This is a genomic window from Mesorhizobium sp. M7A.F.Ca.AU.002.02.1.1 (assembly GCF_003998535.1).
In the GTDB taxonomy this organism is placed as follows: Bacteria; Pseudomonadota; Alphaproteobacteria; order Rhizobiales; family Rhizobiaceae; genus Mesorhizobium; species Mesorhizobium ciceri.
Genome location: NZ_RZPB01001371.1, coordinates 1 through 734 on the forward strand (window position 1 = coordinate 1; position 734 = coordinate 734).

Annotated in this window: 1 protein-coding gene; it reads right to left on the reverse strand. The window is 67.8% G+C overall.

What is annotated here, in order from left to right; translation table 11 throughout:
• Positions 1-734: HTH-type transcriptional regulator BhcR (bhcR, locus tag EN879_RS37800; RefSeq protein WP_164774938.1), on the reverse strand; the 734-nt coding region annotated here is incomplete at both ends.

Here is a 734-nt window from a genome sequence, read left to right on the forward strand (position 1 = left end):
ATCCTGGTCACCTCGGCTGCCGCATCGCGCACCAGCGGGCCGATCTCGGCCAGCCGCTCCGGCGTCACCCGCACCGTCGGTCCCGACACGGAAACGCCGCCGATCGGCTCGCCGAATTCGTTGAAGATGGCGGCTGCCACGCAGCGCATGCCGGGGTGCCGCTCCTCGTCGTCGACCGACCAGCCGCGCTGCTTGATCCGCGCCAGATCGTGGGCAAGCGCCGAAATGTCGGACAGCGTCCTGTCGGTGAAGCGCTGCAGGCCTGCCTTGCGCAGCATGGTTCCGACGCGCTCCGGCTCGAGATGCGCCAGCACCGCCTTGCCGATGCCGGACGCATGGAAGGGGCTGCGCGTGCCCGGCCGGAAGAAGGCGCGGATCGCCTGATGCGTCTCGACCTGGCTGACGAAGACCACGCAATCGTCCTCGGCGACGCCGAGATTGGCGGTCTCGCCGGTTCTCTCCATCAGCTCCTGCATGACGACACGCGCGCGGTCGACCAGCTTGCGGCGGCGCAGGAAGGCCGCGCCCATACGGTAGGTCTCGACGCCGATCGACCACAGCTGGTCTGATGTGTCGAATTCGACCATTCCGTGGTTTTGCAGCGTCGTCAGCATGCGGTAGGCGGTGGAGGCGGCAAGCCCGCTCTGCGCCGATATCTCGCTCAGCGACAGGCCGCTGCCTTCCGCGACAATGGCCAGGATTCTCAGCGCCCGATCGAGCGACTGCACCGAACT